This window comes from Pantoea sp. X-Soil-TKNS-1280 (assembly GCF_059730475.1).
Window position 1 is genome coordinate 1,646,313 of the sequence record NZ_AP035962.1, and the last position, 14,772, is coordinate 1,661,084.

Consider the following 14,772-nt stretch of genomic DNA (forward strand, 5'->3'; position numbering starts at 1 on the left):
CGAGGATAAAACAATGATTCGTTCTTTATGGATTGCGAAAACCGGCCTTGACGCCCAGCAAACCAACATGGACGTTATCGCCAACAACCTGGCGAACGTCAGCACCAACGGCTTTAAGCGTTCGCGTGCGGTATTTGAAGACCTGATGTATCAGACCGTACGTCAGCCTGGTACGCAGTCATCCGAACAAACCACTTTACCGTCAGGTATGCAGATCGGTACCGGTGTGCGTCCGGTGACCACTGAGCGTCTGCACACCCAGGGCAACCTGTCGCAGACCAGTAACTCAAAAGACCTGGCAATCAACGGTCAGGGCTATTTTGAAGTGCAGATGCCGGACGGCACCTCGGCTTACACCCGTGATGGTTCATTCCAGGTGGATCAGAATGGTCAGCTGGTGACCAACGCCGGTTATCCGGTGCAGCCGGGCATCACCATTCCGGCTAACGCCACCGCCATTACGGTTTCACGCGATGGCGTAGTGGATGTGACGGTGCAGGGGCAGACCAACCCGACACAAGTCGGCCAGCTGACGCTCAGCACCTTTATGAACGATGCCGGTCTCGACAGCCTGGGTGAAAACCTCTACCAGGAAACACAGGCGTCAGGCGCACCGACCCAAAGCACGCCGGGTCAGAACGGTGCCGGTCTGCTGTATCAGGGCTATGTGGAAACCTCAAACGTTAACGTGGCGGAAGAACTGGTGTCGATGATCCAGACGCAACGTGCTTATGAGATCAACAGTAAAGCGGTCAGCACCTCCGATCAGATGCTGCAGAAGTTAACCCAGTTATAAATCTGGTGTCTTTGGGCCAGCCTGGCTGGCCTGATTAAGAACATGAATAAGGTCAGAACCCCGTGGCGAAGCAAGTGATTCTCAAGCCTGGTCATTGGTTGGTAGCGTTATCGCTGCTGACATTAAACGGTTGTGCGCTGATCCCACGCACGCCACTGGTACAAGGCTCGACAACGGCAGAGCCAACGCCTTCTGCGCCGCCGGTGGTCAATGGTTCGATTTTTCAGGGTGTTGCGCCGCTTAACTACGGTTATCAGCCGCTGTTTGAAGATCGCCGCCCACGTAATATTGGTGACACTCTGACGATTACCCTGCAGGAAAACGTCAGCGCCAGCAAAAGCTCTTCGGCGAATGCCAGCCGTGATGGCAGTGGCAGCTTCGGCCTGACCACGGTACCAACCGGACTGAATGGTCTGGTCGGCGCGAGTGGCGAAAAAGTGGGTCTCGACGGCGAAGGCAAAAACGACTTCACCGGCAAAGGAGGCGCGACCGCCAACAACACCTTTACCGGCACCATCACCGTCACCGTGAATCAGGTGTTGTCTAACGGCAACCTGCGCGTGGTGGGTGAGAAGCAGATCGAAATTAATCAGGGAACCGAATTTATTCGTTTCTCCGGTGTGGTTAACCCCCGCACCATCAGCGCCAGCAATGCGGTGCTGTCAACCGCAGTGGCCGATGCACGTATTGAGTACGTCGGTAATGGTTATATCAATGAGGCGCAGACCATGGGTTGGTTCCAGCGCTTCTTCCTGAACATCTCGCCGATGTAAGAGGTTACGATGAAAATGAACACTCTGCTGCGTCTGGGCCTGAGCATGCTGCTCGGTTTCAGCCTTATTGCGCATGCTGACCGCATCCGCGATCTGACCACCGTGCAGGGCGTGCGCGACAACCAGCTGATTGGTTATGGCTTAGTGGTGGGACTGGACGGCACCGGTGACCAGACCACGCAAACGCCGTTTACCACGCAAACCGTCAGCAACATGTTGTCACAGCTGGGGATCACCGTACCGACCGGCACCAATATGCAGCTGAAAAACGTCGCGGCGGTGATGGTTACCGCCTCGCTGCCTGCCTTTGCACGTCAGGGACAAACCATTGATGTGGTGGTGTCGTCACTGGGTAACGCCAAAAGTCTGCGTGGCGGGACGCTGCTGATGACGCCGATGAAAGGGGTTGATAACCAGGTCTACGCGCTGGCGCAGGGTAACCTGCTGGTCGGCGGTGCCGGTGCGGCAGCGGGTGGCAGCAGCGTGCAGGTTAACCAGCTGAATGGCGGCCGGATTACCGGTGGAGCCACGGTAGAGCGTGAGTTGCAAAGCAACTTTGGCAGCCAGAACACCATCAACCTGCAACTGAATAACGAAGATTTCTCTATGGCGCAGCGTATCTCTGATGCCATCAACCGTGGCGGCTACGGCTACGCCCAGGCGCTGGATGCCCGTACCGTACAGATTCGCGTGTCACCGAACAACAGTTCTCAGGTGCGGCTGCTGGCCGACATCCAGAACCTTGACGTTTCAGTACCGCTGGAAGACGCCAAAGTGATCATCAACTCGCGTACCGGTTCGGTGGTGATGAACCGCGAAGTAACGCTGAGCACCTGCGCGGTGGCACAGGGCAATCTGTCAGTGACGGTGAATCAGCAGCAGAACGTCAGCCAACCGAATACACCGCTGGCCGGTGGGCAGACGGTAGCCACCACGCAGACGCAGATCGATATGCGGCAGAGTGGCGGGGCACTGCAACACGTCAACGCCAGCGCCAACCTCAACAGCGTGGTGCGTGCGCTTAACGCGCTGGGTGCGACACCGATTGATTTGATGTCGATTCTGCAATCAATGCAGAGTGCGGGCTGCCTGCGCGCCAAACTGGAAATTATCTGATGAGTGATACGCAATCGCTGATGAATGCGGCTTACGACAGCCGCTCGCTCAATGACCTGAAACGTGAGGCCAGCCTCGATCCGAAAGGTAAGGCCTTACAGGTTGCGAAACAGGTTGAGGGGATGTTCGTGCAAATGATGTTGAAGAGTATGCGTGAGGCGCTGCCGCAGGATGGTCTGCTGAGCAACGATCAAACGCGTCTCTATACCTCAATGTACGACCAGCAGATTGCGCAGGAAATGGGGAAACGCGGCCTCGGCCTGGCGGACACCATCGTTAAACAGATGCAACCCGCGCAGGAACCGGATGAAAGTGCGGGTACGGTGCCAATGAAGCTGGATAACAGCTTTATTGTCAGCGCCATGGCTCCGCTCCAGCTGGAGCAAATGGTACGCAAGGCGGTGCCACGTTTGCCGGTGTCGCCGGGCAATTTGTCTGGCGACAGCAGCGACTTCATCGCCCAGCTGGCGCAGCCCGCCAAAGTGGCGAGTGACGAAAGCGGCATCCCGCACCATCTGATTCTGGCGCAGGCTGCGCTCGAGTCCGGCTGGGGTCAGCGCCAGATCCTGACTCGTGATGGTAAGCCGAGTTACAACGTGTTCGGCATCAAGGCCAGCAGTGACTGGAAAGGTGAAACCACCGATATCATGACCACTGAATACGAGCATGGCGAAGCGAAAAAAGTACGCGCCAGCTTCCGCGTTTATGGCTCGTATCTGGAAGCATTGACTGACTACGTCAAACTGCTCTCCAGTAATCCACGCTATGCGGCGGTGGCAAATGCCCAGACCGCGGAGCAGGGTGCACAGGCTTTACAGGCTGCCGGTTACGCCACTGACCCGAAATATGCCCAGAAACTGGTAGGAATGATCCAGCAATTCAAAAACATGGGCGAAAAAGTGGTGAAGGCCTACAGCCAGGATTTAACCAATTTGTTCTGATTTTTTTGCCTCAAGTTTCACTTAAGCACGCCGATAACCTTCATAGACCCTGGGCGTCCTGACGCCCTGGTAACCGCACTGATGACAGCCAGCCCGGTGAACGGGAAATTAAGGAACCGAGATGTCCAGTATAATCAACTCAGCGATGAGCGGGCTGAGCGCCGCACAGGCCGCATTAAGTACCACCAGTAACAACATCAGTAACTACACCGTGGCAGGTTACACCCGTCAGACCACCATTCTGGCGCAGGCGAACAGCACCCTGAGCGGGAGCAGCTACTATGGCAACGGGGTCAATGTGACCGGTGTACAGCGTGAGTATGATCAATTCATCACCGCGCAGTTGCGTAGTGCCAGTGCCACCTATCAGGCGGCCAACACGCAATATTCTCAGGTTTCGAATATCGACGATTTGTTGTCAACCTCGACAACCAGCCTGTCCGATTCGCTGCAAAGTTTCTTTACTAACGTACAGAACGTGGTCAGCAATGCTAATGATCCTTCTGCACGTCAGTCGCTGCTGAGTTATGCAGATGGTCTGGTAGACCAGTTCCAGTCCACCTCGCAATACCTGACCAACATGCAGAGCAGCGTCAATACCGATATCACCTCCAGTGTTGACCAAATCAACACCTATACCAGCCAGATTGCCGATCTGAATACCCAGATTGCTAAACTGACCACCGGTGGTGGTTCGGCACCGAATGATCTTCTCGATCAGCGTGATCAGCTGGTGAATAGCCTGAACAATATCGTGGGCGTGAGCGTTTCCCAGCAAGATGGCAGCTATATCGTCTCCATGGGCAGCACTACGCTGGTGAATGGCAAAAACAGCACCACCCTGGTGGCGATGCCGTCAACCAGCGACCCGTCCCGTATCACCGTCGGTTATGTTGATAAGCTGGCGGGCAACGTAGAAATTCCTGAGAAAACCCTGACAACCGGTTCACTTGGTGGTCTGCTGGCATTCCGTTCTCAGGACCTGGACACCGCGCAGAACCAGCTCGGTCAGCTGGCGGCAGCGTTTACCACCAGTTTCAACGCCGTACAGACAGCCGGTTACGATAGCAATGGGGATCAGGGGACTGACTTTTTCACCATCGGCAGCCCCGAAGTGCTGAGCAACACCAAAAACACCTCCAGTACCACCGTGACAGCCGCCTGGACCGATACCAGCGCGGTGAAGGCCTCGAACTATACCGTAAGCTATGACGGCAGCAACTGGTCGGTAACGCGTAATTCGGACAACGTCAGCGTCACTCCGACTCAGGGAACTGATGCCGATGGCAACACCACGCTGAGTTTTGATGGTCTGCAATTGACGGTAAACGGTACGCCAGCCGCAAAAGACAGTTTCCTGGTCAAACCGGTGCAGAACGTGATTGGCGGCATGTCTGTGGCCATCACCGATGAATCACAGATTGCTGCCGCAGGTTCTGCCGACGGTGGCGAAAGTGATAATACCAACGCCCAGAAAATGATGGATTTGCAGGATGCCAATCTGGTGAATGGCAACGCCACCCTGACGCAGGCTTACGCCAGCCTGGTGAGTACCGTGGGCAACAAAACCAGCAACCTGGAAACCAAAAGCACCACCCAGGAAAACGTGGTGAACCAGTTGAGCGATCGTCAGCAGTCAATCTCAGGCGTCAACCTCGACGAGGAATACGCCAACCTGACCAAATATCAGCAATATTACACTGCCAACGCGCAGGTGCTGCAAACTGCCAGCACCATCTTTGATGCGCTGATCAGCAGTATCAGCTAAGCAGAAAAGAGGATAAATAATCATGCGTCTTAGCACGAATATGATTTTCAACCAGCAGGTGCGCGGCATTACAGATTCGCAATCCTCCTGGCTTAAAGTGGGTGAGCAGCTTTCCAGTGGCCGCCGCGTCAGCAATCCGTCTGATGATCCGATTGCCGCCTCACGTGCCGTGGTACTGTCGCAGTCACAGGCGAAAAGCACCCAATACGCCACTGCGCGCAACTTTGCCAATCAGAGCTTGTCTCTGGAGGCTAACACACTGCAAAGCATAACCAGCAGCATTCAGGATGCACAGACCCTGATTGTTCAGGGTTCAACCGGTACGCTGAGTGATGATGACCGAGCCTCGATAGCAACGTCTCTTGAAGGGATCCGTGCGCAGTTACTTGGGCAGGCTAATAGCAAGGATAGTAACGGCAACTACATTTTTGCTGGTTATAAAACTGATACTGCACCTTTTACTGATACCGGCTCAGGTGTTACCTATGTGGGCGGCACCACTGCGATTAGTCAGAAAGTGGACGACAGCCGGACGATGACAGTGGGCGATACCGGTACTTCAGTATTTATGTCAATTACCAGCAACGCGAAAGCGGAGCCAGACGGTAGTGCCAGCGAAACCAACCTGTTCAATATGCTCGACAGTGCCATCGCCGCGCTGAAAGTGCCGCAGGATAATGCGGACGATGCCACCAAACAAACCTTCCAGGATGCGATGGATAAGACCAACCGTGGTCTGAGCAACTCACTGAATAATGTGCTTGCCGTGACTTCTGCGGTAGGGATCAAAATGGATAACCTGGACACGCTGGATGCGCAGGGTGATACCCGCGATACCATTATGGCTTCGCAGATGAGCGACCTGGTGGATGTGGATTACACCTCAGCGATCTCCAGCTACACCATGCAACAAACAGCATTGCAGGCGTCCTACACCGTGTTTACCCAGATGTCGAAGATGTCACTGTTCCAGTTGAACGCGTAACTGACCTGAAAATTTGAGCGTACTTAAACCGGGTGCGCTTGCTTTTTCCCACTGCCCTCCGGGGCCGTGGGATTTTTTTTGCCGGTAATTCTTGCTGAATAAAAGGCAATAAAAAACCCCGGCTTGGCCGGGGTGGGTTTCAGAGCTGTTCGCTTAGACGCTTTCTGGCTTGGTTGCCGGAGCGGTAGACTGATGCGTGGCGCTATGCCCGCCAGCCGAGCCACGACCTGCAAACTCAAACGGCGGACGCACCCAGTCGCTGTGGCGAACCGGTTCAGGTTGCCATGCCGGTGCCGGTGCTTTGGTCATCGGCGCTGAAGCAAAGTGCTTCCAGCGGGTTTCAGCGTTATTCAGCGCGGCATCGCGAGCGGCAACCGGAGCCTGAGGTTCCGCAACAGGTTGCTGCGGCACTTCTGCAACGACCGGTGCAGCCAGCACTTCTTCCACCTGGGCGACAACGTCTGGCGTCACTTCAGCTGGGGCCACAGCTGCGCTGGTTACGGCTTCGTCAACTTCGGCGGCAACGTCAACCACAGGTTCAGCCTGCGCTGCTGTTTCTTGCGCAACCACTTCATCTGCCGCTGAAATTACCGCAGGCTCTTCATTAACCGGCGTGTCAATCGGGCTGGTGTCATCGGTATTCACCACCGGCACTTCAGTGTGCGCCTGCGGTTCAGCCTGATGGACGACAGCTTCAGCAACCGGCTCGGCAACCACTTCTGGTGCCACTTCAGCAGTGACTGGCAGAGCTACGACTGCGGCGGTTTCTTCACGGCTATAGTCTGGCGTCTCGCTCACAACATCCTGAGTGACTTGTTCTTCAATGGCCTGAGCCACCGGGTAACGTACCCAGACTTTACCAGAAGCCATTTCCGGCGATGCAGAGGCGCTAGCCAGTGGCATGGCGGATTGGGTCGGATAACGTTCATCACGATAACGACGACGGCGCTGACCACTGACGCGCAGGTGACGCGGCGAACGACGTGAACGGCGCGGCATATTGGCGTTATCACGGTTTTCGCTGTCATCCTGGTCATCATTAACCGCTTCAGGTTCTTCGTTGAGCGGTGCGCGCGGCGTGGTTTCAACCGGTGTTTCGCTAACCAGCGGCGCAACGGTTTCTGCTACGGCGTTCTCGTCACCAAAGCGCACTTTCTGCGTCAGCTGACGGGGTTTACGACGCGGCATCACCTGAACGCGTTCTTCTTCCTGGGCAACAGATTCATCAACGACATCAGCCTGAACGATCGGCTCAGCGGCTTTCTGCTCCTGCTGCTGGGCACGTTTCTCTTCCTGACGACGACGCTGGCGTTCTGCACGCTGTTCACGGCGCTGTTGCTGCTGTTCTTCACGCTGCTGACGAGCTTCTTCGCTTTGTACCGGGCTACGTTCTTCACGCGGCTCGTTCTGACGTTTGTTGCGACGATTTTCCGTGGTTTCACGCGCTTCGCGTGGCTCACGCTGTTCACGTGCTTCACGTACCGGTGCATTCTCACCGTTGCGCGGTGTGCGCTCACGGCGGTTATTACGACGGTTGTTGCGACGTTCGCCACGCGGCTGAGTGTTTTCACCTTCAGCGGCTTTACTTTCCGCTTGCTCGCTGGCCGCCGGCGCTGCAGCAGGTGCATCACCGACAAAGAGTTTCTTCAGGCCACCCAGCAGACGCGCCATAAAGCCGGTTGAGGCTGCCGGTGCGACGACGGAGGCTGTCGCTTTGGCTTTCGGTTCGGCTTTCACTACCGGCGTGATATCTTCATCCGCTTCAACCGGTGCAGGGGGTGCATCCGGCATCACAAAGGCAGCGAGAGCAGGTTGCTCAGGGCGACGACGCTCGGCCTGTTCTTCTTCTGAAGGCAGCGCCATTTCTGCTTCATGCAACTTCGGCAGGTGATAGCTCAGCGTCTGAGTTTCTTCGCCTTTACGTACACGCAGCACGGAGTAGTGCGGGGTTTCCATCTGATCGTTTGGCACGATGATGGCGCGAACACCACCCTGGCGCTTCTCAATCGCGCTTACCGCATCACGTTTCTCGTTCAGCAGGTAAGAGGCAACCGGCACCGGTACAATGGCATGAACTTCTTTGGTGTTGTCTTTCAGCGCTTCTTCTTCAATCAGGCGCAGAATCGACAGCGACAGCGATTCGTTATCACGGATAGTGCCAGTACCGCTACAACGCGGGCACACGTGATGGCTGGATTCACCCAGTGACGGGCTGAGGCGCTGACGTGACATCTCCAGCAGGCCAAAGCGAGAAATATGGCTGATCTGGATACGTGCGCGATCCTGGCGGACGGCTTCACGCAGACGGTTTTCTACCGCGCGCTGATGGCGTACTGGCGTCATATCGATAAAGTCGATCACGATCAGGCCACCAAGGTCACGCAGACGCAGCTGACGAGCGATTTCGTCGGCGGCTTCCAGGTTGGTATTGAAAGCCGTCTCTTCGATATCGCCGCCACGGGTGGCGCGTGCGGAGTTGATATCAATCGCAGTCAGTGCTTCGGTGCTGTCGATAACAATAGAACCGCCGGATGGCAGACGCACTTCACGCTGGAAGGCGGATTCAATTTGCGATTCGATTTGGTAGTGGCTGAACAGCGGAATTTCACCGGTGTACAGTTTGATTTTGCTACTGAAATCCGGGCGACCCAGGGCAGCGATATGCTGACGTGCCAGCTCCAGCACTTTCGGGTTATCGATAAGAATCTCACCGATATCCTGACGCAGATAATCGCGGAAGGCGCGAACGATCACGTTGCTTTCCTGATGGATCAGGAAGGGGGCCGGACGGTTTTCCGCTGCCTTTTTGATTGCTTCCCAGTGTTTCAGGCGGAAGCTTAAGTCCCACTGCAGCGATTCGGCAGATTTGCCCACGCCCGCAGTACGCACAATCAGACCCATGCCTTCCGGCAGTTCCAGGGCTGATAACGCTTCTTTCAGTTCAGTGCGATCATCACCTTCAATACGGCGTGAAATACCACCCGCACGCGGGTTATTCGGCATCAGCACCAGGTAGCTACCGGCCAGCGAAATAAAGGTTGTCAGTGCTGCCCCTTTATTACCGCGTTCCTCTTTATCAATCTGAACGATAACTTCCTGGCCTTCACGCAGCACATCTTTGATGTTGGGACGTCCGTGCGCATTGTAATTAGCGGGGAAGTATTCGCGGGAGATTTCTTTCAGAGGGAGAAAACCGTGACGCTCAGCACCGTAATCAACAAACGCAGCTTCCAGGCTGGGTTCAATACGGGTGATTTTACCTTTGTAGATGTTGGCTTTTTTCTGTTCGTGTCCGGGGCTTTCGATATCCAGATCGTACAGACGTTGACCGTCAACCAGGGCAACGCGCAACTCCTCCTGCTGAGTTGCGTTAATTAACATTCTTTTCATCTTGACTTACTCGTTATTCTCTCATGAGTGACAAAGCTGCGGGCATCGTTACCCTGGACGAGAATCAACCGATGGCCCCGTGTCATTAATGCACTGACGTCAACCTCACGGTTGTCGGCGGCTAAAGGGGCGCAAATCTTGTCGGTGGCCTGTTTTTCATAAGGAAATCCAGCGCCTGAAGGTGGAAGTGCTACTCGAGTATTCAAAAATCCACACATCCCAGTCTGTCGTCCTGGCTGCAACCCGCAGCCCGCTAAGTGCCTGATTTAACATTACGTCTTACGCCATTGCTGCGTGTCCGTTTAATCCGGCAAAATGACTTATTTCGCTCTTTTTCCAGCCTGAATCTTTCCAGGACAGAAACCCCTGCATTATTCCATTGCTAGCCTTCATATAGCAAGGCGACTTTTGCCGAGCTGTGAAGTTTATTCATCCTTAACCTGTTCATTTGCAGGGCTAATCATCGCAACGCTGAAAAAGACAGCATTTCGTCCGTTTCAGCAAGCGACCTGAGAGAGTTAAGCACAGAAAAAGGGGTGGCGCTATCCAGGGACACTATTTAGAATCGCGGCCATGAAAACTGAGAATCCAGGCGTACAATTTGTCGCCATTACGGCTGAAAATGCCGGACAACGCATTGATAACTTTTTGCGCACCCATTTGAAGGGGGTGCCGAAAAGTATGATTTATCGCATTCTGCGTAAAGGCGAAGTGCGGGTAAATAAAAAGCGCATCAAACCCGAATATAAGCTGGAAGAGGGTGATGAACTGCGTATCCCGCCAGTCCGCGTTGCGGAGCGGGAAGAACAGGCATTGTCGCCCAGGCTGGAAAAAGTGGCTTCGCTGGCGGATGCCATCCTCTATGAAGATGATTATTTACTGGTGCTGAATAAACCCTCCGGCACAGCGGTGCATGGTGGCAGCGGCCTGAGCTTTGGCGTGATTGAAGGGCTGCGTGCGCTGCGTCCGGAAGCTCGCTTCCTTGAGCTGGTGCATCGACTGGATCGTGACACCTCCGGTATTTTGCTGGTGGCGAAAAAACGTTCAGCACTCCGTTCCCTGCACGAACAACTGCGTGAAAAGGGAATGCAAAAAGATTACCTGGCACTGGTGCAGGGTGACTGGCCTTCACACCTGAAAGTGGTCCAGGCACCGCTACTGAAAAATATCCTGCAGAGCGGCGAGCGCGTGGTGCGCGTCAGTGCGGAAGGCAAACCCTCCGAGACGCGATTTAAAGTTGAGGAACGCTTTGGTTTTGCCACGCTGGTAAAAGCCAGCCCGGTAACCGGCCGCACCCACCAGATTCGCGTTCATACGCTGCATGCGGGCCATCCGATTGCCTTTGACGATCGCTACGGTGAACGTGAATTTGATCGTCAGCTGGCATCAACCGGTCTTTCCCGCTTATTCCTGCATGCCGCTGCGCTGACTTTTACTCATCCGAACACCGGTGAGACACTGCGCATGGAAGCGCCGCTTGACGGCGCTTTAAAGCATTGTCTGGCGCAGTTACGCCAGAAAAAAGCCTGACCACCGTGGCAGGTATCAACTCAATGGGTTGATACCTGCCTGGCGTAGCATCTCATTCAGCGCAATCAACGGTAAGCCAATCAACGCATTGGGGTCACGTCCTTCCAGCTTTTCAAACAAACAAATGCCAAGACCTTCGCTTTTGAAGCTTCCTGCACATTGCAAAGGTTGTTCTTTTGCGACGTAAGCGGAGATTTCTGCCTGACTCAGGGCACGAAAATGCACCGTAAAGGGTTCACAGCATAAAAATTGTTGTGCGCTCTGTGGCTGAATTAGCGCCAGACCAGTATAGAAGGTGATTGCCTTACCACTGGCAGCAGCCAACTGGCATCGTGCGTTCTCCTCCGTATGTGGCTTACCGGTGATGTTGCCATCCAGCACGCACACCTGATCGGAACCAATGATCCAGCGATCCGGGTATTGTTCAGCCAGCGCCCTGGCTTTTGCCAGTGCCAGCCGTTGCACCAACGCTTCCGCCGTCTCACCGGGGAGTGGTGTTTCATCGGTATGCGGTGCCGCGCAGATAAAAGGCAGGCCAAGCTTGCTCAATAAAGCCTGACGGAACGGAGAAGTTGAGGCTAAAACCAGCGGTGTCATCATTTTTTTTCAGAATAGATAGCGTAAAGGTGACAGTCATTTTAAACTGTGCGCCGCACTGGATGCGACTAACGGGTGAAAGATGCCGTGAAACGGCCTTTTTCTTTGACTCTATGACGTTACAAAGTTAATATTCGCGCCCTATGCAAAAGGTAAAATTACCCCTGACGCTCGATCCGGTACGCGCTGCGCAAAAACGCCTTGATTATCATGGCGTTTATTCACCTGAACTGGTGGCGCGCGTGGCCGACTCGGTCGTGAGTGTGGACAGTGATGTGGAATGTGCCATGTCGTTTGCGGTTGACAACCAGCGCCTCGCCGTTCTGCAAGGAACAGCGGATGTGCAGGTAACGTTGTTATGTCAGCGCTGCAACCAGCCGTTTCCGCATCAGGTTCACGTAAGCTATTGCTTCAGTCCTGTCTCTACTGAAGAGCAGGCCGAGGCACTGCCGGAAGCCTACGAACCGGTCGATGTCGATGATTTTGGCGAGATTGATCTGTTGGCGGTGATCGAAGATGAAATCATCCTCGCACTGCCGGTGGTTCCGGTGCATGATTCTGAACACTGTGAAGTGTCCGACGCGGACATGGTCTTTGGAAAGCTGCCTGAAGAGGCAGAAAAACCAAACCCATTTGCCGTATTAGCCAGTTTAAAGCGTAAGTAATAGGAGTAAGGTCCATGGCCGTACAACAGAATAAACCCACCCGTTCTAAGCGTGGTATGCGTCGTTCTCATGATGCTCTGACCACCACCACTCTGTCTGTAGATAAAGTTTCTGGTGAAACTCATCTGCGTCACCACATCACTGCGGATGGTTACTACCGCGGTCGCAAGGTAATCGCTAAGTAATTCTTGCGGTTACGCAAGGCGATACTTTGACACGTTTGACCCTGGCGATAGATGCCATGGGCGGGGACTTCGGTCCCTGCGTGACAGTGCCTGCAGTCTTGCAGGCACTGGCCTCTCATTCGCACCTGATTATCCTTCTGGTCGGCAATCCCGACATCATCACGCCATTACTTGCCAAAGCGGATTCCTCTGTACTGGAGCGTTTGCGGGTTATTCCTGCCGAATCGGTTATTGCAAGTGATGCCAGACCTTCTCAGGCGATTCGTAACAGTCGCGGCAGCTCAATGCGTATCGCGCTGGAGCTGGTGAAAGAGGGTCAGGCTCAAGCCTGTGTCAGTGCGGGAAATACCGGCGCACTGATGGGGTTAGCCAAGTTATTATTGAAGCCGCTGGAAGGTATTGAACGTCCGGCGTTGATGACCGTTCTGCCGCACCAGCAGCAGGGTAAAACGGTTGTACTGGATCTGGGCGCGAATGTTGAGTCCAACAGTGAAATGCTGGTGCAGTTTGCTGTGATGGGCGCAGTGGTGGCCGAAGAAGTGCTGGCCATTGCGCAACCGCGTGTGGCATTGCTTAATATCGGACAGGAAGAGACCAAAGGTCTGGAAACTATCCGTATGGCAGCCGCGGTGCTGCGGGAATCGCCGCAAATCAACTATATTGGTTATCTTGAGGGGAACGATCTCCTCACTGGCAAAACGGATGTGCTGGTTTGCGATGGCTTTGCTGGCAATGTCACGCTGAAAACCATGGAAGGCGTGGTAAGAATGTTTCTTTCTCTGCTCAAGTCGTCAGGTGAAGGAAAAAAACGGGCCTGGTGGCTGAAATGGCTGGGGCGCTGGATCCTAAAGCGTCTGACAAAGCGTTTCGGTCATCTCAACCCCGACCAGTACAATGGCGCTTGTCTGTTAGGATTGCGCGGGACGGTAATCAAAAGCCATGGTGCGGCGAATCAACGCGCCTTTACCGTGGCGATAGAACAGGCAGAGCAGGCGGTGCGGCGGCAAGTCCCTGAACGGATTGCGGCGCGTCTGGATACTGTATTAGCCAGGAGTGACAAAGCGTAGATGTTTACCAAAATTCTCGGTACGGGCAGCTATTTGCCTAGCCAGGTGCGCAGCAACGCGGATCTGGAAAAAATGGTGGAGACTTCGGACGAGTGGATTGTCACCCGTACCGGTATCCGTGAGCGCCGCATTGCTGCGCCGGATGAAACAGTAGCGAGCATGGGTTACTCGGCAGCACAGCGCGCCCTGGAAATGGCGGGTGTGGCAGCCAGTGATGTGGGCTTAATTATTGTCGCGACGACATCCTCCAGCCACGCATTCCCCAGTTCAGCCTGCATGATCCAGCAAATGCTGGAAATCGACGATTGCGCCGCTTTTGACCTTGCGGCAGCATGCGCGGGCTTTACCTATGCGCTGAGTGTTGCCGATCAATACATCAAAAATGGCGCAGTGAAACATGCGCTGGTGATCGGGGCTGACGTGCTGGCACGGACCCTGGATCCGGCGGATCGTGGCACCATCATTTTGTTTGGTGATGGCGCGGGTGCTGTGGTACTGGGTCAGAGCAGCGAACCGGGCATCATTTCAACTCATCTGCACGCGGATGGTCGCTACGGCAAACTGCTGACTCTGCCTTATCAGGATCGTGAACAGCAGGATCAGCCAGCCTACCTCACTATGGCGGGCAATGAAGTCTTCAAAGTGGCGGTGACTGAGCTGGCACATATTGTGGATGAAACATTGCAGGCGAATAATCTCGATCGCGAAATGCTCGACTGGCTGGTACCTCATCAGGCTAACCTGCGCATTATTAGTGCCACAGCAAAAAAACTGGGTATGGGAATGGATAAAGTGGTGGTGACGCTGGATCGTCACGGTAACACCTCTGCGGCCTCCGTACCGAGCGCGCTGGATGAAGCTGTACGTGATGGCCGTATTAAGCCCGGACAACTGATTCTGCTGGAAGCCTTTGGTGGTGGTTTCACCTGGGGTTCCGCGCTGGTTCGCTTTTGATTACA

13 protein-coding genes are annotated in these 14,772 nt (G+C 54.7%); 11 read left to right on the forward strand and 2 right to left on the reverse strand.

Translation table 11 applies throughout. The annotated features are described in order from the left end of the window. Nucleotides 1-13 precede the first annotated feature (13 nt). The 6 genes from flgG (at nt 14) to flgL (ending at nt 6,379) form a co-directional block, all read left to right on the forward strand. Entirely contained in the window at nt 14-796 is a 783-nt protein-coding gene (gene flgG / locus AC6I8X_RS07745) for a flagellar basal-body rod protein FlgG (RefSeq protein ID WP_084873874.1), read from the forward strand. Between the two features lie 62 nt (nt 797-858). Continuing rightward, nucleotides 859-1,569 carry a flagellar basal body L-ring protein FlgH gene (locus AC6I8X_RS07750; protein ID WP_299445737.1) on the forward strand — a complete coding sequence of 237 codons (711 nt, stop codon included), beginning with the start codon at nt 859-861 and terminating at the stop codon, nt 1,567-1,569. 9 nt (nt 1,570-1,578) lie between these two features. Next, on the forward strand, nt 1,579-2,685 hold the full coding sequence (locus AC6I8X_RS07755) for a flagellar basal body P-ring protein FlgI (RefSeq protein WP_313688070.1): 1,107 nt from the start codon (nt 1,579-1,581) through the stop codon (nt 2,683-2,685). After that, on the forward strand, nt 2,685-3,626 hold the full coding sequence (flgJ, locus tag AC6I8X_RS07760) for a flagellar assembly peptidoglycan hydrolase FlgJ (RefSeq protein WP_497840837.1): 942 nt from the start codon (nt 2,685-2,687) through the stop codon (nt 3,624-3,626). The genes AC6I8X_RS07755 and flgJ overlap by 1 nt, the downstream gene beginning before the upstream one ends. 121 nt (nt 3,627-3,747) lie before the next feature. Beyond that, complete coding sequence (flgK, locus tag AC6I8X_RS07765) at nt 3,748-5,394, forward strand: flagellar hook-associated protein FlgK (protein ID WP_497840838.1); 1,647 nt, start codon at nt 3,748-3,750, stop codon at nt 5,392-5,394. A 22-nt stretch (nt 5,395-5,416) separates the two neighbouring features. Next, complete coding sequence (gene flgL, locus AC6I8X_RS07770; RefSeq protein WP_313688076.1) at nt 5,417-6,379, forward strand: flagellar hook-associated protein FlgL; 963 nt, start codon at nt 5,417-5,419, stop codon at nt 6,377-6,379. Between the two features lie 153 nt (nt 6,380-6,532). Here flgL and rne read toward each other — a convergent pair whose 3' ends face one another. Beyond that, nucleotides 6,533-9,769 carry a ribonuclease E gene (gene rne / locus AC6I8X_RS07775; protein ID WP_497840839.1) on the reverse strand — a complete coding sequence of 1,079 codons (3,237 nt, stop codon included), beginning with the start codon at nt 9,767-9,769 and terminating at the stop codon, nt 6,533-6,535. Between the two features lie 573 nt (nt 9,770-10,342). Between rne and rluC the strand changes: the two genes are divergently transcribed. Beyond that, nucleotides 10,343-11,299 (forward strand): 23S rRNA pseudouridine(955/2504/2580) synthase RluC, encoded by a 957-nt coding sequence (rluC, locus tag AC6I8X_RS07780; RefSeq protein WP_299445719.1) that lies wholly within the window; start codon nt 10,343-10,345, stop codon nt 11,297-11,299. 15 nt (nt 11,300-11,314) lie between these two features. Here rluC and AC6I8X_RS07785 read toward each other — a convergent pair whose 3' ends face one another. Next, complete coding sequence (locus AC6I8X_RS07785; protein WP_497841020.1) at nt 11,315-11,896, reverse strand: Maf family protein; 582 nt, start codon at nt 11,894-11,896, stop codon at nt 11,315-11,317. Nucleotides 11,897-12,039: 143 nt separating this feature from the next. On the opposite strand from AC6I8X_RS07785, the gene yceD reads away from it, so the two are divergent. The 4 genes from yceD to AC6I8X_RS07805 are packed head-to-tail and all read left to right on the forward strand — an operon-like array spanning nt 12,040 to nt 14,767. Then, the gene (gene yceD / locus AC6I8X_RS07790) at nt 12,040-12,561 is read left to right on the forward strand and encodes a 23S rRNA accumulation protein YceD (RefSeq protein WP_084873883.1); all 522 of its coding nucleotides are present in this window, start codon (nt 12,040-12,042) and stop codon (nt 12,559-12,561) included. 14 nt (nt 12,562-12,575) lie between these two features. After that, nucleotides 12,576-12,746 (forward strand): 50S ribosomal protein L32, encoded by a 171-nt coding sequence (gene rpmF / locus AC6I8X_RS07795; RefSeq protein ID WP_013508656.1) that lies wholly within the window; start codon nt 12,576-12,578, stop codon nt 12,744-12,746. A 26-nt stretch (nt 12,747-12,772) separates the two neighbouring features. Continuing rightward, complete coding sequence (plsX, locus tag AC6I8X_RS07800) at nt 12,773-13,813, forward strand: phosphate acyltransferase PlsX (protein ID WP_497840840.1); 1,041 nt, start codon at nt 12,773-12,775, stop codon at nt 13,811-13,813. Continuing rightward, the gene (locus AC6I8X_RS07805; protein WP_299445693.1) at nt 13,814-14,767 is read left to right on the forward strand and encodes a beta-ketoacyl-ACP synthase III; all 954 of its coding nucleotides are present in this window, start codon (nt 13,814-13,816) and stop codon (nt 14,765-14,767) included. The last annotated feature ends 5 nt before the right edge of the window (nt 14,768-14,772 follow it).

Coding starts and splice junctions, on each gene's coding strand:
- flgG (WP_084873874.1), top strand. CDS start 14: ATGATTCGTTCTTTATGGATTGCGAAAACCGGCCTTGACGCCCAGCAA.
- AC6I8X_RS07755 (WP_313688070.1), top strand. CDS start 1,579: ATGAAAATGAACACTCTGCTGCGTCTGGGCCTGAGCATGCTGCTCGGT.
- flgJ (WP_497840837.1), top strand. CDS start 2,685: ATGAGTGATACGCAATCGCTGATGAATGCGGCTTACGACAGCCGCTCG.
- flgK (WP_497840838.1), top strand. CDS start 3,748: ATGTCCAGTATAATCAACTCAGCGATGAGCGGGCTGAGCGCCGCACAG.
- flgL (WP_313688076.1), top strand. CDS start 5,417: ATGCGTCTTAGCACGAATATGATTTTCAACCAGCAGGTGCGCGGCATT.
- rne (WP_497840839.1), bottom strand. CDS start 9,769: ATGAAAAGAATGTTAATTAACGCAACTCAGCAGGAGGAGTTGCGCGTT.
- rluC (WP_299445719.1), top strand. CDS start 10,343: ATGAAAACTGAGAATCCAGGCGTACAATTTGTCGCCATTACGGCTGAA.
- AC6I8X_RS07785 (WP_497841020.1), bottom strand. CDS start 11,896: ATGACACCGCTGGTTTTAGCCTCAACTTCTCCGTTCCGTCAGGCTTTA.
- yceD (WP_084873883.1), top strand. CDS start 12,040: ATGCAAAAGGTAAAATTACCCCTGACGCTCGATCCGGTACGCGCTGCG.
- rpmF (WP_013508656.1), top strand. CDS start 12,576: ATGGCCGTACAACAGAATAAACCCACCCGTTCTAAGCGTGGTATGCGT.
- AC6I8X_RS07805 (WP_299445693.1), top strand. CDS start 13,814: ATGTTTACCAAAATTCTCGGTACGGGCAGCTATTTGCCTAGCCAGGTG.